General features: G+C 63.1%; 17 protein-coding genes. 4 read left to right on the forward strand and 13 right to left on the reverse strand.

The window, feature by feature from the left end:
• Positions 1-40: 40 nt before the first annotated feature.
• The 8 genes from lpdA to Q0D44_RS03770 all read right to left on the reverse strand — a co-directional run bounded on the left by lpdA (position 41) and on the right by Q0D44_RS03770 (position 10,321).
• Positions 41-1,441 (reverse strand): dihydrolipoyl dehydrogenase, encoded by a 1,401-nt coding sequence (gene lpdA / locus Q0D44_RS03735; RefSeq protein WP_294132577.1) that lies wholly within the window; start codon positions 1,439-1,441, stop codon positions 41-43.
• Positions 1,442-1,572: 131 nt separating this feature from the next.
• On the reverse strand, positions 1,573-2,823 hold the full coding sequence (gene odhB / locus Q0D44_RS03740; RefSeq protein WP_294132581.1) for a 2-oxoglutarate dehydrogenase complex dihydrolipoyllysine-residue succinyltransferase: 1,251 nt from the start codon (positions 2,821-2,823) through the stop codon (positions 1,573-1,575).
• Between the two features lie 8 nt (positions 2,824-2,831).
• Positions 2,832-5,627, reverse strand: coding sequence for a 2-oxoglutarate dehydrogenase E1 component (locus Q0D44_RS03745; RefSeq protein WP_294133201.1), 2,796 nt, complete (start codon positions 5,625-5,627; stop codon positions 2,832-2,834).
• An 82-nt stretch (positions 5,628-5,709) separates the two neighbouring features.
• The gene (gene sucD, locus Q0D44_RS03750; RefSeq protein WP_119745596.1) at positions 5,710-6,594 is read right to left on the reverse strand and encodes a succinate--CoA ligase subunit alpha; all 885 of its coding nucleotides are present in this window, start codon (positions 6,592-6,594) and stop codon (positions 5,710-5,712) included.
• A gap of 96 nt (positions 6,595-6,690) precedes the next feature.
• The gene (mdh, locus tag Q0D44_RS03755; RefSeq protein ID WP_294132586.1) at positions 6,691-7,653 is read right to left on the reverse strand and encodes a malate dehydrogenase; all 963 of its coding nucleotides are present in this window, start codon (positions 7,651-7,653) and stop codon (positions 6,691-6,693) included.
• Between the two features lie 306 nt (positions 7,654-7,959).
• Entirely contained in the window at positions 7,960-9,072 is a 1,113-nt protein-coding gene (gene zapE, locus Q0D44_RS03760; protein ID WP_294132588.1) for a cell division protein ZapE, read from the reverse strand.
• Positions 9,069-9,527, reverse strand: a complete 459-nt coding sequence (locus Q0D44_RS03765) for a PaaI family thioesterase (RefSeq protein WP_294132590.1) — start codon at positions 9,525-9,527, stop codon at positions 9,069-9,071. Before Q0D44_RS03765 ends, zapE begins: the two co-directional genes overlap by 4 nt.
• Before the next feature lie 5 nt (positions 9,528-9,532).
• Positions 9,533-10,321: a succinate dehydrogenase iron-sulfur subunit gene (locus tag Q0D44_RS03770; RefSeq protein WP_017182650.1), complete on the reverse strand. Its 789-nt coding sequence runs from the start codon at positions 10,319-10,321 to the stop codon at positions 9,533-9,535.
• 159 nt (positions 10,322-10,480) lie between these two features.
• On the opposite strand from Q0D44_RS03770, the gene Q0D44_RS03775 reads away from it, so the two are divergent.
• Genes Q0D44_RS03775 through Q0D44_RS03785 form a run of 3 tightly spaced genes read left to right on the forward strand, consistent with a single transcriptional unit; the run spans position 10,481 to position 13,076 of the window.
• The gene (locus Q0D44_RS03775) at positions 10,481-11,548 is read left to right on the forward strand and encodes a glycosyl transferase (RefSeq protein WP_294132594.1); all 1,068 of its coding nucleotides are present in this window, start codon (positions 10,481-10,483) and stop codon (positions 11,546-11,548) included.
• A complete protein-coding gene (locus Q0D44_RS03780; protein WP_294132597.1) occupies positions 11,545-12,642 on the forward strand; it encodes a CDP-alcohol phosphatidyltransferase family protein in 1,098 nt (365 codons plus the stop codon). Before Q0D44_RS03775 ends, Q0D44_RS03780 begins: the two co-directional genes overlap by 4 nt.
• Positions 12,639-13,076: an HIT family protein gene (locus Q0D44_RS03785; RefSeq protein WP_294132600.1), complete on the forward strand. Its 438-nt coding sequence runs from the start codon at positions 12,639-12,641 to the stop codon at positions 13,074-13,076. The genes Q0D44_RS03780 and Q0D44_RS03785 overlap by 4 nt, the downstream gene beginning before the upstream one ends.
• A 28-nt stretch (positions 13,077-13,104) precedes the next feature.
• On the opposite strand, the gene Q0D44_RS03790 is transcribed toward Q0D44_RS03785, so the two are convergent.
• Positions 13,105-13,869, reverse strand: coding sequence for a phosphocholine cytidylyltransferase family protein (locus Q0D44_RS03790; RefSeq protein WP_294132602.1), 765 nt, complete (start codon positions 13,867-13,869; stop codon positions 13,105-13,107).
• A gap of 197 nt (positions 13,870-14,066) precedes the next feature.
• On the opposite strand from Q0D44_RS03790, the gene Q0D44_RS03795 reads away from it, so the two are divergent.
• Entirely contained in the window at positions 14,067-15,407 is a 1,341-nt protein-coding gene (locus Q0D44_RS03795; protein ID WP_294132605.1) for a lipopolysaccharide biosynthesis protein, read from the forward strand.
• Positions 15,408-15,613: 206 nt separating this feature from the next.
• On the opposite strand, the gene rpsI is transcribed toward Q0D44_RS03795, so the two are convergent.
• From rpsI to Q0D44_RS03815, 4 genes are all read right to left on the reverse strand, one after another.
• Complete coding sequence (gene rpsI, locus Q0D44_RS03800) at positions 15,614-16,180, reverse strand: 30S ribosomal protein S9 (RefSeq protein WP_294132608.1); 567 nt, start codon at positions 16,178-16,180, stop codon at positions 15,614-15,616.
• Complete coding sequence (rplM, locus tag Q0D44_RS03805; protein ID WP_217671740.1) at positions 16,180-16,659, reverse strand: 50S ribosomal protein L13; 480 nt, start codon at positions 16,657-16,659, stop codon at positions 16,180-16,182. Before rplM ends, rpsI begins: the two co-directional genes overlap by 1 nt.
• A 135-nt stretch (positions 16,660-16,794) precedes the next feature.
• A complete protein-coding gene (locus Q0D44_RS03810) occupies positions 16,795-17,556 on the reverse strand; it encodes a hypothetical protein (protein ID WP_294133204.1) in 762 nt (253 codons plus the stop codon).
• A gap of 32 nt (positions 17,557-17,588) precedes the next feature.
• A complete protein-coding gene (locus tag Q0D44_RS03815) occupies positions 17,589-18,611 on the reverse strand; it encodes a COX15/CtaA family protein (protein ID WP_294132614.1) in 1,023 nt (340 codons plus the stop codon).
• Positions 18,612-18,617: the final 6 nt, after the last annotated feature.

The raw sequence follows: 18,617 nt of genomic DNA on the forward strand, positions 1-18,617 counted from the left end.
CAATGCGAAGGCCTTTTCTTATCGCTCGCTGGCTGTCCAATCACATATGGATCGGCTTGCCGGTCACCGCCATCGCCGCTTCCTTGATCGCCTCGCTATGCGTCGGGTGTGCATGGCAGGTATAGGCGATGTCCTCGCTCGACGCGCCAAATTCCATCGCCTGCACCACCTGCGCGATCATCGTGCCAGCCGGGACCGCGATGATCCACACGCCCAGCACCTTGTCGGTTTCGGCGTCGGCGATGACCTTCACGAAACCGTCCGGCTCATGATTGGTCTTGGCACGGCTATTGGCCATCATCGGGAATTTGCCGACCTTGATCGGACCCTTCTCCTTGGCCTGTTCCTCGGTCAGCCCCACGCCCGCAATTTCGGGCTTGGTATAGACGACGCCGGGGATCAGGTCATGGTTCACGATGCCGGTCAGCCCCGCGATATTCTCGGCAACGGCAATGCCTTCATCCTCGGCCTTGTGCGCCAGCATCGGGCCGGGGATCACATCGCCGATCGCCCAGACGCCCGGCACCTTGGTCGCGAAATCATGGTCAGTTTCGATCTGGCCGCGCTTGTTCAGTTCCAGCCCGATCTTGTCGAGGCCAAGGCCATCGGTATTGGCACGACGGCCGATCGACACCAGCACCACGTCCGCCTCGATCGTTTCGGCCGCGCCGCCAGCGGCAGGCTCGACGGTCAGGGTCACGCCCTTCTTGCCTGCCTTCGCGCCGGTGACCTTGGTGCTGAGCTTATATTCAAAACCCTGCTTCTTGAAGATCTTGTTGGCTTCCTTGCGGATTTCGCCATCCATGCCGGGCAGGATCTGGTCGAGATATTCCACGACCGTCACCTTGGACCCCAGCCGACGCCACACGCTGCCCAGTTCCAGACCGATAACGCCGCCGCCAACGACCACCAGATGCCCCGGCACCTTGTCCAGCTCCAGCGCGCCGGTCGAATCGACAATCTGGCCGCCCGCATTGTCGACCTCGACACCCGGCAGCGGCATGACCGACGATCCGGTGGCGATGACGATATTCTTCGCCGTCACCGTCTCGCCACCCACCACAACCGTATTCGCGCCGGTGAAGCTCGCCAGACCCTTGAGCCAGGTCACCTTATTCTTCTTGAACAGAAATTCGATGCCGCCGGTCAGCCCCTTGACCGCGTCAACCCGCTGTTCCTGCATCGTCGGCAGGTCCAGGCTCATCTTGTCGATCTTGACGCCGAGCTTCGCCAGCGTGCCATTGGCCGCTTCGTCATACAGTTCGGACGCATGGAGCAGCGCCTTGGACGGGATGCAGCCGACATTGAGGCAGGTGCCGCCCAGCGTCTCGCGGCTCTCCGCACACGCCACCTTCAGGCCCAGTTGCGCCGCCCGGATCGCGGCGACATAGCCGCCTGGGCCAGCGCCGATCACCAGAACGTCATAATCATACTCGGCCATAAAAATCTCCGTTCGCCCTGAGCCTGTCGAAGGGCTGCACTTCTGTGTTTGCCCTTAGCAACAAGGGCGGGGCTTCGTCAGCCCCGGATCAGGTCCGGGGCCGAACGGATGTAATGCTATCGTCTCGGCTATTACAGGTCGATCAGCAGACGGGTCGGATCCTCGATCGCATTCTTTACCGCGACCAGGAAGGTCACCGCCTCGCGACCGTCGATCAGGCGATGGTCGTAGGACAGCGCCAGATACATCATCGGACGCACCACGACCTGCCCGTCACGCACGACCGGACGGTCCTCGATGCGGTGAAGGCCCAGCACCGCCGACTGGGGCGGGTTTATGATCGGGGTGGACATCAGGCTGCCGAACACGCCGCCGTTGGAGATGGTGAAGGTGCCGCCCTTCATATCTTCCATCGTCAGCTTGCCTTCCTTGGCCTTGCGCCCAAAGTCGCCAATCGTCTTTTCGATCGTCGCCACGCTCATGCTTTCAGCGTTGCGGATGACCGGGACGACCAGACCGGTCGGGGCCGACACCGCGACCGAAATGTCGCAAAAGTCGTTATAGACGATCTCGTCGCCCTCGATCTGCCCGTTGACGCCCGGAATATCCTTCAGCGCCATGCAGACAGCCTTGGTGAAGAAGCCCATGAAGCCCAGACGGACGCCATGCTTCTTCTCGAAAAGGTCCTTATATTTGGCCCGCGCCTCGATGACCGCGGTCATGTCGACATCGTTGAAGGTGGTCAGCAGCGCCGCGTTGTTCTGCGCTTCCTTCAGCCGCTTGGCGACGGTCTGGCGCAGGCGGGTCATCTTGACCCGCTCCTGCGCGCGACCCGGACCGGCAGCCGGGGCAGCAGCGGCAGGTGCCGCCGCCACGGCCGTTGCAGCAGCAGCCTTGGCCGTGCCAGCCGCCACGGCAGCCGTCACGTCATCCTTGGTCAGGCGACCGTCCTTGCCGGTGCCCTTGATCTTGCTGGGGTCCAGTCCATGCTCCAGCACCAGACGACGCACGGCGGGCGACAGGGTCAGGTTACCACCATCATCATCGTCCGAGGCGACAGGCGCAGGAGCCGAAGCGGCTGGCGCAGGCGCAGCGGCCTCCGCCTTGGCAGCGGGCGCAGCGGCAGGCGCGGCCGCAGCGGCAGCGCCTTCGTTGATCAGCGCCAGCAACGCGCCGACATTCACCGTCTCGCCTTCCTTGGCGATGATGTCGCCCAGAGTGCCTGCAACCGGTGCTGGCACGTCGACCGCAACCTTGTCGGTTTCCAGGCTGACGATGGGCTCGTCGAGCGCGACGGCTTCACCGGGCTTTTTGAGCCACTGGCCCACGGTTGCTTCGGTAACGGATTCGCCCAGGGTAGGGACTTTGACTTCGGTGGCCATGAGCTTGTTCAGCCTTTCTTCTGGCGACGGATTTCTTCACGAACGCTGTGACCCAGCGCATCGGCGACGAGGGCGCCCTGTTCGGCGACATGGCGTTTGGCGAGGCCCGTAGCGGGCGACGCCGACGCCTTGCGACCGGCATAGCGGGCGCGCATCGGCGCCTTGCCGGCACTCGCCAGCGCTTCCTCGATATAGGGTTCGACATGGAACCACGCGCCATTGTTGCGTGGCTCCTCCTGGCACCAGATCACTTCGGTCAGGTTGGTCATCCGCTTCAGACGGACGGCCAATGCGTCGGTCGGGAAGGGATAGAGCTGCTCGATACGGACGATCTGGGTATTCTTGTCCCCCGCCGCATCGCGCGCCTCAATCAGGTCATAGGCGACCTTCCCCGAACACAGGACCAGCCGCTTGGTTTCCGCGTCCGGCGCCGGATTACTGTCCGACAGGATGCGCATGAAATGCGTATCGCCCTGGAAATCCTTGGCACTGCTCACCGCCAGCTTGTGCCGCAGCAGCGACTTGGGCGTCATGATGATCAATGGCTTGCGGAAGGGACGCAGCATCTGGCGGCGCAGGACGTGGAAATAATTGGCCGGCGTCGTGATGTTGGCGACCTGGATATTGCCTTCGGCGCAGAGTTGCAGGAAGCGTTCCAGACGCGCCGAACTATGTTCCGGCCCCTGCCCTTCATAGCCATGCGGCAACAGGCAGACGAGGCCGTTGGAGCGCAGCCACTTGGTTTCCGACGAGGCGATATACTGGTCGAAAATGATCTGCGCGCCGTTGGCAAAATCGCCAAATTGCGCCTCCCACAACACCAGGCTCTTGGGGTCGGCCAGCGCATAGCCATATTCGAAACCTAGCACGCCATATTCGGACAAGGGGCTATCCAGCACCTCGAACCGGCCATGCGGCACGGTCGACAGCGGGATATATTTCTTCTCCGTATTCTGGTCGACCCAGACCGAATGCCGCTGGCTGAACGTGCCACGGCCCGAATCCTGCCCCGACAGTCGCACGCCATAGCCTTCCGACAGGAGCGATCCGAAGGCCAAGGCTTCACCGGTCGCCCAGTCGAAATTCGCGCCCGACTTGAACATCTCGGCCTTGGCATCCAGCACGCGCTGGAGCGTCTTGTGGACGACATGCCCCTCCGGCACGGTGGTCAGCGTCTTGCCCAGGCTGTCGAACAGCTTGGGCGCGATAGCCGACTCCACACTCTGGCGGCTGGTTTCGGCGTCAGCAGGCTTGTGCAGCCCGGACCAGCGCCCGGCAAACCAATCGGCCTTGTTGGCCTTGTAGCTTTTGGACGCCTCAAACTCTTCTTCCAGATGATTGACGAAGTCGCCCGTGGCCTTGGTCACATAATCGTCATCGACCACGCCCTGCGCCTTCAGGCGCGTAGCATAGACTTCGCTGACCGGGGGATGCTGGCGGATCTTCGCGTACATCAGCGGCTGGGTGAACGAAGGCTCATCGCCCTCATTGTGACCGAAGCGGCGATAGCACCACATGTCGATCACGATGTCGCGATGGAAGGTCTGGCGATATTCGACCGCCAGCTTGCACGCAAAGGTCACCGCTTCAGGATCGTCGCCATTCACATGCAGGATCGGCGCCTGAACGCCCTTCGCCACGTCGGACGGATAGGGCGAGCCGCGCGAAAATTGCGGGCTGGTGGTGAAGCCGACCTGATTGTTGACGATGAAGTGGATGCAGCCGCCGGTATTGTAACCCGCGACGCCGGAAAAGCCGAGGCATTCCCAGACGATCCCCTGACCCGCAAAGGCCGCGTCGCCATGGATCAGCACCGGCAGGACCTGCTCATGCTTGCCCAGATCGTCGCGGAACGTCTGCTGCGCGCGCACCTTGCCCAGCACCACCGGATCGACCGTTTCAAGGTGCGAGGGGTTGGGGACCAGCGACATATGGACCTTGATCCCGTCAAATTCACGGTCGGTCGATGTACCGAGGTGATATTTGACGTCGCCCGAACCGCCGACATCTTCGGGGTTTGCGGTGCCGCCGGAAAATTCGTGGAAAATGACGCGAAAGCCCTTGGCCATCACATTGGCCAGCACGTTCAGGCGGCCGCGATGGGCCATGCCATAGACGATTTCGCGGATGCCCGACTGACCGCCATATTTGATGACCGCTTCGAGCGCCGGGATCATGGACTCGCCACCATCCAGACCAAAACGCTTGGTGCCGACATATTTGCGGCCCAGGAATTTCTCATATTGCTCGCCCTGGATGACCTTGGCCAGGATCGCCTTCTTGCCTTCCGGCGTGAAGATGATTTCCTTGTCCTTGCCCTCCAGCCGGTCCTGCAGGAACTTGCGCTCCTCCACGTCGGCGATGTGCATATATTCCAGGCCAACATTGCCGCAATAATTGGCGCGCAAAATAGCCACGATCTCACTGACGGTCGCGAACTGAAGGCCCAGCGTCCCGCCCAGGAAAATCTTTTTATTGAGGTCGGTCAGACCATGATATTCGGGTGTCAGATCGGCCGGCAGGTCGCGCTGGGTCAGGCCGAGCGGATCGAGATTGGCGGCCAGATGACCGCGCACGCGATAGGTGCGGATCAGCATCTGCGCGCGGATGGCGTCCTCGGCCGCCTGGGCTATGTCGGCGTCCGGCACTGGCTTGCCCGCGGACTTGGCGGCGGCCTTTACGGCCACCTGCATCTGCGTCGGGTCCAGCGCGCCGGTCAGTTCGTCCGTATCGGACAGCGGCCAGTTCGGGCGGGCCCAGCTTGGGCCTTGCTCGACTTCAAAATCCTGGTTCTCGTAACCCATCATCATATCCCATCCGTGCCGCGTGCAGTCGCGGTCGGGCAAAGGACGGCCGGGGTGCAGCCCGGCCGCCTTACAGGCTTGGTTAGCCCTTCAGCACTTCTAGCAGGGTCGTACCCAGCTCGGACGGGCTGGCAGCGACCTTGATGCCCGCGGCTTCCATCGCTGCGATCTTGCTTTCCGCGTCGCCCTTGCCGCCCGACACGATCGCACCGGCATGGCCCATGCGACGGCCCGGAGGCGCCGTGCGACCAGCGATGAAGCCAGCCATCGGCTTTTTGCGGCCACGCTTGGCCTCGTCGATCAGGAACTGCGCCGCCTGCTCTTCCGCGTCGCCGCCGATTTCACCGATCATGATGATCGATTCGGTGGCGTCATCGGCCAGGAACAGCTCCAGCACGTCGATGAAGTTGGTGCCGTTGACCGGATCGCCGCCGATGCCGACCGCCGTGGTCTGGCCAAGGCCAGCGTTCGAGGTCTGGAACACCGCTTCATAGGTCAAAGTGCCCGAACGCGAGACGACGCCGACGCTGCCCGCCTTGAAGATGGAACCGGGCATGATGCCGATCTTGCATTCATTGGGGGTCAGCACGCCGGGGCAGTTCGGGCCGATCAGGCGCGACTTGCTGCCCGACAGCGCGCGCTTCACGCGGACCATGTCGAGCACCGGGATGCCTTCGGTGATGCAGATGATCAGCGGGATTTCCGCGTCGATCGCTTCCAGGATCGAATCGGCCGCAAATGGTGGCGGCACATAGACGACCGACGCATCCGCGCCAGTCTTGGTCTTGGCTTCCAGCACCGTGTCGAACATGGGCAGGCCAATATGGGTGGAACCACCCTTGCCCGGCGTAACGCCCGCAACCATCTGGGTGCCATAGGCGAGCGCCTGCTCGGTGTGGAAGGTGCCGGTGGCACCGGTCATACCCTGGGTGATGACCTTGGTGTTCTTGTTCACCAGAATGGACATGCGTGTCCCTTTATATTCCGTGGACGTGGCACTTGGTCGAAATCGTTCCGTTCCAGGCTGCGCACTTACCTGGAACGGAACGGTGCAGCTCTAAAGTCAGGCGAGCGAAGGATCGATCGCCTTGCAAGCATCAAGCAATTCCTTGACCGCATCGACCGACACGGTGAGATTCGCCTTGGCTTCGTCGTTCAGCTCGATCTCGATGACCTGCTCGACGCCATCCTTGCCGATGATCACGGGCACGCCGACATAGAGATTGTCGACGCCATATTGACCGGTCAGGTTGGCGGCGCAGGGCAGCAGGCGCTTCTTGTCGCCCAGATAGGATTCGGCCATCGCGATAGCGCTGGTGGCGGGCGCGTAGAAGGCCGAACCGGTCTTGAGCAGCGCAACAATCTCGCCGCCGCCAGACCGGGTGCGCTGCACGATCGCGTCGATGCGCTCCTGGGTCGAACGGCCCTGCTTGATGAGGTCTGGGACAGGGATGCCCGCGACGGTCGAATATTCGATGACCGGCACCATCGTGTCGCCATGGCCGCCCAACACGAAGCTGGTGACGTCCTTGGCCGACACATTGAATTCTTCGGCCAGGAAATGGTTGAAGCGCGAGCTGTCCAGCACGCCAGCCATGCCGACGACCTTGTTGTGGGGCAGGCCCGAAAATTCGCGCAGCGCCCACACCATCGCGTCGAGCGGGTTGGTGATGCAGATGACGAAAGCCTCGGGCGCATTGGCAGCGATGCCCTCACCCACAGCCTTCATGACCTTCAGGTTGATGCCCAGCAGGTCGTCGCGGCTCATACCCGGCTTGCGCGCGACACCGGCGGTGACGATGATGACGTCCGCGCCCGCAATATCGGCATAGTCATTGGAACCGGTGATCTTGGCATCGAAGCCTTCGACCGACGCGCACTGCGACAGGTCGAGCGCCTTGCCTTGGGGTACGCCTTCCACGACGTCGAACAGGACGATGTCGCCCAGACCCTTCAGAGCCGCGAGATGCGCGAGCGTGCCGCCGATGTTACCAGCGCCAATGAGCGCGATCTTGTTACGGGCCATATGTCTGTCATCCTCCAAGACGTAAATTCTGGAATTGATGGCCCGCTTAAGCCGATAAGGCAGGGGTTTCAACTAACAAAGACCGCAGAATCAAATTATCTTTGCAATTCATTCGCAATTGCGTTAAGCGACTGCAACACCCTGTCGCTCCCGGGCTCCTACCCTGGCCGCCGAGCTGTCCCTGCAGCGGTATCCTGCCGGATGCTTTCCCCATGGAAAGCATCCGGCCTGTTTTTCCCGGTTTTCAGCAAGAAGATTGCGCCATGATGACGGCGCCGCACGGCAGGATGTGCCTTGGAGCGCCGCTTATTTAGGGCCGTGGCCCAGCGCCAGATAATCGTCGGACTGCATTTCCATCAGCCGCGACACGGTCCGCTCAAATTCAAACGCGCCATCGCCCTCCGGGTAAAGCCGGGCCGGCTCCGCGTCCGCCGACGCCAGCAATTTGACCTTATATTCGTAGAGCGAGTCGATCAGCGTCACGAAGCGCGCCGCCTCATTGCGGTTTTCCGGTCCCAGCACCGGGATGCCGACAATGATGATCGTATGATATTTGCGCGCGATCGCCAGATAGTCGGGCGCGCCCCGCGCCTCCGCACAGAGGCGCTTGAACGAAAAGACCGCCACCCCCTTCAGGCTCTTGGGGACATGGAGCGTCCGCCCACCCTGCACCTTGATATCCTCCGACGGCACATGAGCGCGGTCGGATGGGGGATAATCGGTCAGGCGGAAGAAAGCAGTGCTGAGCGCTTGCGTCGCCGCCTCGCCATTGGGGCAATGCCACAGCGTCGCGTCGCCCAGCCGATCGCGGCGATAGTCGGTCGGGCCGTTCAACGTCAGCACGTCCAGCCGTTCCTTGATCAGGTCGATAAAGGGCAGGAAAAGCTGGCGGTTGAGGCCGTTCTTGTAGAGTTCGTCAGGTTCGCGATTGGACGTGGTGACGATCGTCACCCGCTTTTCGAGCAGCCCGGTGAACAGCCGCGACATGATCGCCGCGTCCGCCATATTATTGACGACCATCTCGTCAAAGCAGAGCAACCGCGCTTCGTCGGCCAGCGACTCCACCACCGGCGGGATCGGATCGCCCTTCTCCGACTTGCGCGCTTCGGCGAGCCGGGCATGGACGTCCAGCATGAATTCATGGAAATGCGCGCGCTTCTTGCGCTGGATCTTCACCGTGTCAAAGAACAGGTCCATCAGCATCGACTTGCCGCGCCCGACCCCGCCCCACATATAGAGGCCGCGCGGCGGCTCAGGCGCCTTGCGCAGCAATTTCCACAGCGTCGAACCCCGCGCAGGCACGGCTTCCAGCTCGTGCTGCAAGGCATCGAGCCGCAGCGCCGCGGAACGCTGATCGGGATCGGCGCGCAATTCGCCCGCTGCGATCAGCGCCTCATATCGGGCAATAACCCCTGTCACTTGGGCGCGGGCACCTTGCGCAGCGTCACGGTCGAAGCCGCGATCAGGCCATCCCCCTGCGCGATGGTCATCCGCAGGAACATCATCTTCCCGGTTTCCTTGAGCAGTTCGACATTGGCGATCATCGCCACGCCAACCTTGCCTAAACCCAGATATTGCATCGACAGGTCGATCGTCAGCGCGCCCACCTGATCCTTGCGCCCCATCGCCCACAGCGCGATGAAATAGGCGTGGTCGGCAAAGCCTGCCGCAAAGCCACCGTGCAAATGGCCATAGCGGTTCATGTGCAGCGGCTGCACGTCCAGCGCGACTTGCGCCCGGCCCGGCGCATCGCTGCGCGCATAGCCGCTGCCGATGACCGACAGGAAATTGTCCACGTCAGGCTCGCCCCAACGCCGCCAGCCGCTCCAGTCCTCCGCCGGTGTGGCGGAGGCGATCGTCCCTGTTCCGCTCACGACAATCAGAGCTGCCGCTCGACCATCATCTTCTTGGTTTCGGCAATCGCCTTGGCCGGTGACAGACCCTTGGGGCAGACATTGGCGCAGTTCATGATGGTGTGGCAGCGATAGAGGCGGAAGGGATCTTCCAGCTCGTCGAGCCGATCACCGGTATATTCGTCGCGGCTGTCCGCCAGCCAGCGATAGGCCTGCAACAGGATCGCCGGACCCAGGAACTTGTCCGAGTTCCACCAGTAGGACGGGCAGCTGGTCGAGCAGCAGGCGCACAGGATGCACTCGTAGAGGCCGTCCAGCTTCTCACGGTCGGCGGGCGACTGGAGCCGCTCCTTGCCCGACGGCGGCGGCGACACGGTCTTGAGCCACGGCTGGATCGAATTGTACTGCGCGTAGAAATGGGTGAAGTCTGGGACCAGATCCTTGATCACGTCCATATGCGGCAGCGGGGTGATCCGTACATCCTTGCCCGAACATTCCTCGATCGCGGTGGTGCAGGCCAGGCCGTTCTTGCCGTTCATGTTCATCGAACAGCTACCGCAAATGCCTTCGCGGCACGAGCGGCGGAAGGTCAGCGTCGGATCATACTCATTCTTGATCTTGATCAGCGCGTCCAGAACCATCGGCCCGCAATTGTCGAGGTCGATCTCATAGGTGTCGTAACGCGGGTTCTGCCCGGAGTCGGGATCATAGCGATAGACCTTGAAGCTGCGCACCTTCGTCGCACCTGCGGGCGCGGGGTGGGTCACACCCTTGCCGCTGATCTTGCTGTTCTTGGGCAACGCAAATTCGGCCATCGCTCGTCGAGCCTCTTTCAGAGTGTCGTTCGGTCGCGGCCCGCATAACAAAAAATAAGCAAAGGTCCAGCACCTACAAAAGGGAAAGACGCCACCGCCCTTGCATCTGCCCCAGCATCGCCGCTAGGCGACTGGTCCTGTGGGAGCGTTTGTGACCTGATGGATATAGCCTTTCTCGCCATTGCCGAAGCGCAACAGCTCTACCACTGGCTGCCCGCTGCGCTGGCGCTGGCGCACCGCCCCGGCGTGCGGGTCAGCATCCTGTCACCATCGGACCAGATATTGGCGCTGGTCGCCCGCTATGACCCGGAAAAACGGCTGATCCCGGTGCGTTTGCGCCGTCCGCCCGGCCGCACCGACTCGCTGTTCCGCCAGCCCTCGCGGCTCGCCACCCTGCTGCTCAACTACCCCAGCATCGCCCGTTTCCCCGTGCTGGTGACGACCGAGATTTCGACCGCCTGGGCGCGCCGCATCCCCGGTTTTGCCACCCGCCTCATCCTCATCAAACATGGCGCGGGGGATCGCGAAGGCGGCTACAAGAAACGCCATGCCGATTTCGACCTGACGCTTGTCGCAGGCGAAAAGGACCGCCGCCGCCTGATCGAGCGCGGCCTTTGCACCCCCGATAGCGTCGCCGTCGGCGGCTATCCCAAGTTCGAGCTGAAGGCGCCCCGCCAGCGATTCTTCGATAATGACTGGCCGGTGCTGCTCTATAATCCGCATTTCGACCCAAAGCTTTCCTCATGGGTCACCCATGGCCCGGCGGTGCTGGTCGCGCTGGAGGCGCTGACTGGCTGGAACGTCATCATCGCCCCCCACACCAAGCTGGCGCGCGCGATCCCGCCCATCGTCAGCGCCGCGCCGCACATCCGCGTCGACATGGGCAGCCGCCACTCGATCGACATGAGCTATACGATGAGCGCCGACGTCTATCTGGGCGACGTGTCCAGCCAGGTCTATGAGTTCCTGATCCAGCCGCGCCCCTGCATCTTCCTCAATCTCGACCGGCGCGATGCCAGCAGCGAGGCCTTTGCGCACTGGAAGCTGGGACAGCTGATCGAGAGCGCCGACGCCCTGCCCGCAGCGCTCACCCGCGCCGCAGACTTGCAACCGGGCTTCGTTGCTGCTCAGGAAGCGGCCATGCGCGATTCCATCGACCTTTCCCCTATCCCCGCGTCCCAGCGGCAGGCCGACCTCATCCTGAACTTCGCGAAGGCGCATCTATGAGCCAGATCCTCACCACCACCCTTGGTCCCGTCCGCCTGATCGGTGAGAATGTAACGCCGATCTGGGGCATGACCAATGCCGAGCGCAGCCGCCGCATGGCAGAAAGCGCCGCGAAGAATGGCAGCGCGCTGGCGGCCGGCCACGAACTGCTGTTCAACCTGACCTACGCCTTCGATCCGCTGCTGCTGCGCCTCGCGCTCGAAACGCCCGGCACCCTGTTCGTCTGGGGCGACGCGCCGATCGTCGGCCAGGTGCCCCAGGGCAGCGATCCGCTGACCGCACCCCATATCATCGACCTGTCGGACGGCCGCACCCTCTACAACCGCCAACTGCGCAAGCTGGAACAGCCGATGGTGCGCGAATTGACCCCCACGACCCGGCGGGCGATCGAGCGGCAAAGCTATTTCGGTGCCTATAAGGGCGTGACCGACCTGCTCACCAAATATCTCTGGCCCGAACTGGCGCTGGTGCTGACCCGCATCGCCGCACAATTGCGCATGACCCCGAACATGGTCTCGGTGATCGGCGTCACCCTTTGCCTGTTCGCGACTTATCTGTTCGCGCAGGGCATGTATTGGACCGGCTTCCTCTCCGGCTTCATCTTCATGGTGCTGGATACGGTGGACGGCAAACTCGCCCGCTGCACCATCACCTCGTCCAAATGGGGCAATGTGATCGACCATGGCGTCGATCTGGTCCACCCGCCCTTCTGGTGGTATTTCTGGGGCACCGGGCTGGTCTATTGGGGGCTGGCGCTTTCGACCCAGACCTTCGCGCTGGTCATGGCGGCGGTGATTGCAGGCTATGTGCTGCAACGGCTGATCGAGGGGATGTTCCTCAAGGATTTCGGCATGGACATCCATGTCTGGCAGCGCTTCGACAGCCAGTTCCGCCTGATCACCGCGCGGCGTAACCCCAATATGGTCATCCTGTTCGTGTCGCTGCTGTTCGGACGCCCCGACATTGGCCTGATCGCGCTCGCCTGGTGGACGATGATCTCGCTGGTCGTCCACGCCGTGCGGCTCGCGCAGGCCTATAGCGTCAAGCGGTCCGGCCAGCCGATCGTTAGCTGGATGGAGCAAGCCCGGCCATGAACCCTACGATCGAGAAATTCGGCTGGCCCGCCACGCTGATCGCGGAGTTCACCCACTGGGTCGTGCTGCTACGCCCGGCCCAGCCGACGCTGGGGTCGCTGATCCTGGCGGCGAAAAGCGACGCGACGGCGTTCGGTGACCTGCCTGGCGACGCACATGCCGAACTCAAGACCGTCACCGCAGCGATCGAGACGGCGCTGACCAAGGCGGTGGGCTATACGAAGATCAACTATTTGATGCTGATGATGGTCGATCCCCACGTCCATTTCCACGTCATCCCCCGCTATGAGGGGACACGCAGCGCGGCGGGTGTGACCGTGGCGGATGCGGGCTGGCCGGGGCAGCCGGACCTTAGTGCCGCGGTCAAGCTGGACAGTGAGCTGGACAATGTAAAAGCGTGGCTGAAAAATCATTTCGATACCGAAATGATATAGCCGGTCGCTTGTTCAACCCTTGTTTCGCTTACTGCCCGTAACGCCCCTCAGCGACCCACTTGGCCGTCAGCGCCTTCGCCGCCTCGACATCCTGATGGAAGTCGACCTCCTGCCATTCCAGCCCCTCGATCGACACGGTGCCGACGCGGTTACCCTTGGCGATGATGTCGATGGCGCGCAGATACCAGCGTTCGACGCCTTCGGGCGTGCGCATCATCTGGTCGATCTGGTTGCGGAAGATCGCCGGGCCTTCGCCGGTAAAGGCCAGCATCCCGATCGATTCGGCATTGGTGTCGGGCGGCAGCAGTCGCTTGCCGATATGGTGCAGGCGGCCGCTGTCGTCGCGGTTCACCTTCATATCGTCATCGTCATAGTCGGATTTCACATCGACGGTCACGGTGATGGCGTCCTGCGTTCCCGCAATGAGTTTCGCGACGATTTCGTCCGACACGATGGTATCGCCATTCAGGATGATGAAATCCCGGTCCATCTCCTCCCGCACGATCCAGCAGGTGCCAAGATTATCGGCCACCTGAAAGAAGGGATTGAACACGCAGCGGATGCGCGCGCCGGTCTCGCGATACAATTGCAGCGCATGATCCTCGACCCGTTCGGTGCGGAACCCCGTCACCACCACGATATCGGTCACGCCATTGGCGACCAGCGCGGCGATCTGCCAGCTGATCAGGGTGCGACCGTTAAAGTCGATCATGCATTTGGGCACGTCGCGGGTCAGCGGCAACAGGCGCGATCCTTGCCCGGCGGACAGGATGATGGCTTTGGTGATGGTCATGGCGCGGGTCTTTAGAGGGGAAATTGGCCGAAAAAAAGGCGGCGTTTGCACTCGATCCGGCCCGCGCTTAAAGCGCAGCGTGATAGACCAACATCCGTTCGGGCTGAGCTTGTCGAAGCCCTGCTCTTTCTTTTCAGGCCCCCCGGAGAAAGTACGGCCCTTCGACAGGCTCAGGGCGAACGGAGGTTGGATATGCGATGCGTCGATGGAAAGGCCGTGACCCGGTGAAATACAAACGTCGATTGGGAGATAGGCAGGACGGATTTTCCCGTATATTGGCCAATACCGGCTGGCTGCTGGGGGGCAAGGGCGTCGGCGCGGTGCTCAGCCTGGCCTATCTCGCCATCGTTACCCGGACGTTGGGCGTTGCCGATTTCGGGCGGTTCGCGCTGGTGCTGAGCGCCGCGACGGTCATCAAGACGATCACCAGTTTCGACAGCTGGCAGATCGTCGTGCGCTATGGCCAGACCCATCTGGCCACCGGCAACGCCGACGCGCTGAACCGCGTTTTGCGTTTCTGTATCCTCATTGATCTTGCCTCCGCCGTGGTGGGCGGGGCGATTGCCGCTTTCATTATCCTGGCCTTTGGCGGGCTGCTGGAGCTGCCGCCGGGCATGGGGTGGCAGGCCTGGATCTTCTGCATGGTGATGATGATCACCATCCGATCCAGCCCCACCGGCATATTGCGGCTGTTCGACCGGTTCGATTCCGCGGCACTCGCCGAAACCATGATCCCCGTGGGCCGGATGATCGGCGCGGTCGCGGCGCTGTGGCTGATGCCGACGATCACCGGCTTCCTGATCGCCTGGGGTGCGGCGGAACTGCTCTGCGCCATCGCTTATTGGGGACTGGCGCTGCGCGAAGGGCGCGGGCGTATCGGCCAGTGGCGTGCGGGCCGGGCGATGGACGCACGAACCGAGAATCCCGGCATCATCGGCTTCCTGACCGCCACCAACCTCCAGACCAGCCTGTCGTCCATGGGCCAGCAGGTCGCGGTGCTGGTGGTGGGCCTGTTCGTGGGGCCGGTCGGCGCGGGCCTTTATCGCCTCGCCAACCAGCTTGCCAATTCGCTGACCAAGATTTCGGGGCTGCTCTCGCGCAGCATCTTCGTCGAACTGTCGCGCAGCGGCAGTCAGGGGGGCGAAGCGCTGGGCGCGCTGTTCCGCCGCACCAACCGGCTGGCGCTGGTGGCAGGCGCGGTCATCATCGCGCTGATCCTGGTCATCGGCCACCCGCTGCTGGGACTGATCGCGGGCCGCGATTTTCTCCCCGCCTATCCGCTGCTGCTGCTACTGGGCATTGCCGCCTGCATCGACCTGATCGGGGTCAGCTATCGCCCGCTGCTGATGGCGACCGACCGCGCGGGCCTGTCGCTACGCATCACCTTCATCTCGACCGCCCTGCTGCTGGGGATGCAGGCCGCGCTGCTGCCGCTCTACGGCACGATCGGTGCTGCCAGCGCCAACATCATCGCCGCCATCGCCGGCTTCGTAATGATGGGCCTGGCCAGCCGCAACGCGGTGCGCGCGCAGGGGTGAATGGGAGGGTGGGCGTAGGTTCACCTTCCGCCGTTCGTTTCGAGCGCAGTCGAGAAACGTTGCGCGCGGTTTCTCGACTGCGCTCGAAACGAACGGAGGGGGGAAGATGACACCCCGCTCCTGTTCCGTCCCCCCCTCACAACGCCCAACGAAAAAGGGGCCGGAATACCGGCCCCTTCTCGATAGTCTGGCAGTGCCTGAAACGCTTAGCGCTTCGAGAACTGGAAGCTCTTGCGGGCCTTTGCCTTGCCGTACTTCTTACGTTCGACAACGCGGCTGTCGCGGGTCAGGAAGCCTTCGGCCTTGACCGCGCTGCGCAGCGCCGGTTCGTACTTGGTCAGCGCCTGGGCGATGCCATGCTTGACCGCACCGGCCTGACCCGACAGACCGCCGCCCTTGACGGTGCAGATCACGTCATACTGGCCATTGCGATCGGTCACGCCGAACGGCTGGTTGATCACCAGGCGCAGGGTGGGACGGGCGAAGTAGATTTCCTGGTCGCGGCCATTGACCGTGATCTTGCCGGTGCCGGGCTTCACCCAGACGCGGGCAACGGCATCCTTGCGGCGGCCGGTCGCATAAGCGCGGCCAAGATTGTCGATTTCCTGCTGGCGCAGCGGCATGGTCGATACCGGCGGCGCGATCGGCGCATCGGCAACGATGTCGGCTTCAGCAGCAGGCGCTTGCGCAGCGGCAGGCGCGGCAACCGGAGCCGCAGCGGCTTCGGCAGCGATCTGTGCGAGATCGGACAGGGACTGGCGGTTATCGGACATTATGCACCCACCTTGTTCTTGCGGTTGCGCGACGCGAAGTCGAGCACTTCGGGGTTCTGGGCTTCATGCGGATGCTCGGCGCCGCCGAACACGCGCAGGTTGCGCATCTGCTGGCGACCCAGCGGGCCACGCGGGATCATGCGTTCGATCGCCTTTTCCAGCACGCGCTCAGGGAAACGGCCTTCCAAAATCTTGGCAGGCGTGGTTTCCTTGATGCCGCCGGCATAGCCGGTGTGCTTGTAATAGACCTTGTCGGTCAGCTTCTTGCCGGTGAACTTCACCTTGCCCGCGTTGATGATGATGACATTGTCACCACAATCGACATGGGGCGTGAAGCTGGTCTTGTGCTTGCCGCGCAGGATATTCGCCACGGTCGAAGCGAGACGGCCAACAACAAGGCCTTCCGCGTCGATCAGGACCCACTTTTTTTCGACCGTCGCCGGCGAAGCCGACTTGGTGGTCTTCATCAGCGCCTTCATGGTGCCAATTCTCCAGAATGAAAAAGGAAACCGGACGCCGTTGCCGACGCCCGGAAGTGGGGCGCTAATGACCGGTGGCAGGTCACAAGTCAAGAGATTCGGCGGCTTTGCTGACGGGTAAAATAATACCCGTCGCTATTGAGCCGGGGTCAACTCGCGCTTTTCCGCCACCGCGCGTGTCCCCAGCATGAGATTGCGCTGCTGTTTCTCGATCAGGCCGGTCCGCCGCGAAAGGCGGTAGGTGATACCGACAGCAATGCCCTGCCCGGCCAGTTGCTCGTCCAGATCGAGCGCCTTGTCCGACTGCGCCGTCACCCGCAGCACGCCTTCGACCGGGACCGGACGGCCCAGCGGCGCGCCCGCCACCGTCCGCACACCCCGCCCCGCGCCATCCTCCACCTTGCCGCCTGCAAACAGAAAGATCGGTCGCAATTCCCCGGCCAGCAGCGCCAGCCGACCGTCGGGCGACAGTCCCGACAGCAAAGCCTGGACCGACAGGAGCGACCGGTGGCGCGGCGTGTCCGGCGCGAAGGCCGCCAGCATCTTGGCGAGGCCAGCCTGCACTGCGCTCCAGACCGCATCCATATTGTCGAGCGCAACGATCTGCCCCGCGGCATCGACATGGAAATGATGCTTCACCCCGATCAGCGGTGTCAGCGCGGCGGCATAGGGTTCAGCGCCAGATGCAGGTGCATCGCTGTCGATGGCGCGCAATGTCGCGTGGAGAATATAGCCGTCCCCCGCCTTCTCGAACCGCAGGTCGCGGGTTGCGCTGAACCGGCTGACCTTGCCTTCGACGGGGCGGTGCTGCTCGATCTGATAGGTGAGACGCTGATCGACCGGCGGTGCGAAGGGGATGGCGATGGTTTCGGCCTGGGCGATCCCCGGCACCAGCATCGCCAGGCAGAGCGCCGCCGCGCGAATCCCCCTCACAGGCGACGCACGCCGATGGCATGGGCGCCCCAGGCCGCCGACGCCACCACCAGCGCACCGACCGCCTGATGCAGCACGGCCAGCGGCAGGGCGATGCCGCTGATGACGGTGGCGATCCCCAGCACGATCTGCGTCCCCACCGTCGCATTGATCGCGATCGAAGGGGCGCGCTGCCCGGCCCGCTTGGCCTGCCGCGCCAGCAGGATCAGCGCCAGCGCAGCGCCCCAGGCCCACCAGCGATGCAGAAAATGGACGAGATAAGGGTCGCTCGACACGGTGGCCCAGAGCGAACCCAGCCAGCTAATCCCTTCAGGCACCAGATGGTCGTTCATCAGCGGCCAGGTGTTGGACACATAGCCCGCGTCCAGCCCGGCGGTGAAGGCTCCCAGCATCAACTGCACGAACAGCGCCAGCAATGCGATCAGCGCCAGCGGCCGCAATCGTGCGGGGCGCGCGCGACTGTTGCGGGACAGCGCCAGCAGATCGAGCGCGGTCCAGACCAGCCCGCCGATGATGAAAAGCGCCGTCAGCAGATGCACCGCCAGCCGGTAATGGCTGACATCGGTGCGCAGCGACAGGCCGGACTTGACCATCCACCAGCCGATCGCGCCCTGCAACCCGCCCAGCGCCAGCAGCGCGACCAGCCGGGGGCCGTAACCTGCCGGGATCGCGCGCTTCCACGCGAACCACAGCAAAGGTAACGCGAAGGCGACACCGATCAGCCGTCCCAATAGCCGGTGCAGCCATTCCCAGAAGAAGATGAACTGGAAATCGGCAAGGCTCATGCCCCGGTTGATCTGCTGATATTCGGGGATTTGCTGATAGAGGCGAAAGGCATCCATCCACTGGTCGTGGGTCAGCGGCGGAATGGCACCCGTGATCGGCTTCCACTGGGTGATCGACAGGCCAGATTCGGTCAGGCGGGTGATGCCGCCAACCACGACCATGACGAACACCAAAGCGGCAACGAACAGCAACCAGCGGGCGATCGCCACCGGGCGGGGAAAGGGATTGGCCATGACCGG

The sequence above is a fragment of the Sphingobium sp. genome (assembly GCA_023266575.1).
Taxonomy (GTDB): Bacteria; Pseudomonadota; Alphaproteobacteria; order Sphingomonadales; family Sphingomonadaceae; genus Sphingobium.

Coding starts and splice junctions, on each gene's coding strand:
- Q0D44_RS03775 (WP_294132594.1), top strand. CDS start 10,481: ATGGATATAGCCTTTCTCGCCATTGCCGAAGCGCAACAGCTCTACCAC.
- Q0D44_RS03770 (WP_017182650.1), bottom strand. CDS start 10,321: ATGGCCGAATTTGCGTTGCCCAAGAACAGCAAGATCAGCGGCAAGGGT.
- odhB (WP_294132581.1), bottom strand. CDS start 2,823: ATGGCCACCGAAGTCAAAGTCCCTACCCTGGGCGAATCCGTTACCGAA.
- Q0D44_RS03780 (WP_294132597.1), top strand. CDS start 11,545: ATGAGCCAGATCCTCACCACCACCCTTGGTCCCGTCCGCCTGATCGGT.
- rpsI (WP_294132608.1), bottom strand. CDS start 16,180: ATGTCCGATAACCGCCAGTCCCTGTCCGATCTCGCACAGATCGCTGCC.
- sucD (WP_119745596.1), bottom strand. CDS start 6,594: ATGTCCATTCTGGTGAACAAGAACACCAAGGTCATCACCCAGGGTATG.
- Q0D44_RS03785 (WP_294132600.1), top strand. CDS start 12,639: ATGAACCCTACGATCGAGAAATTCGGCTGGCCCGCCACGCTGATCGCG.
- lpdA (WP_294132577.1), bottom strand. CDS start 1,441: ATGGCCGAGTATGATTATGACGTTCTGGTGATCGGCGCTGGCCCAGGC.
- rplM (WP_217671740.1), bottom strand. CDS start 16,659: ATGAAGGCGCTGATGAAGACCACCAAGTCGGCTTCGCCGGCGACGGTC.
- Q0D44_RS03810 (WP_294133204.1), bottom strand. CDS start 17,556: ATGCTGGTGCCGGGGATCGCCCAGGCCGAAACCATCGCCATCCCCTTC.
- Q0D44_RS03745 (WP_294133201.1), bottom strand. CDS start 5,627: ATGGGTTACGAGAACCAGGATTTTGAAGTCGAGCAAGGCCCAAGCTGG.
- mdh (WP_294132586.1), bottom strand. CDS start 7,653: ATGGCCCGTAACAAGATCGCGCTCATTGGCGCTGGTAACATCGGCGGC.
- Q0D44_RS03790 (WP_294132602.1), bottom strand. CDS start 13,869: ATGACCATCACCAAAGCCATCATCCTGTCCGCCGGGCAAGGATCGCGC.
- Q0D44_RS03815 (WP_294132614.1), bottom strand. CDS start 18,611: ATGGCCAATCCCTTTCCCCGCCCGGTGGCGATCGCCCGCTGGTTGCTG.
- Q0D44_RS03795 (WP_294132605.1), top strand. CDS start 14,067: ATGCGTCGATGGAAAGGCCGTGACCCGGTGAAATACAAACGTCGATTG.